Annotated in this window: 1 protein-coding gene; it reads left to right on the top strand. The window is 69.4% G+C overall.

Going from position 1 to position 271, the window contains the following annotated elements; translation table 11 throughout:
• Window positions 1-271 (top strand): PDC sensor domain-containing protein (locus tag JT719_RS24765; protein WP_207436448.1); only part of this gene is annotated, 271 nt, incomplete at both ends.

Raw genomic sequence — 271 nt, forward strand, 5'->3', positions numbered from 1 at the left:
GTCCAACATCGTCGGCATGGTCGCGCGGGCCGGCGGGCCGGAGGCGGTCCGCGACCGCACCCATTGGGAGGAGATGAACCGGATGGTCTCCCATGTCGGGGGCCGGCTCTCCACCTTCGTGTTCGACGAAGTGGGCAACTCGGTCCTGGAGACCGCCGAATTCCCCGCCCGGGCCGTCAATGTCGCCGACCGCGACTATTTCCACGCGGCGAAGCGGGGCGAATCCCTGCATGTCGGCGCCGCCATCGTGACCCGGACCGGCAGCGGAATC

The organism is Sabulibacter ruber, from assembly GCF_017355955.1.
In the GTDB taxonomy this organism is placed as follows: Bacteria; Bacteroidota; Bacteroidia; order Cytophagales; family Hymenobacteraceae; genus Nibribacter; species Nibribacter ruber_A.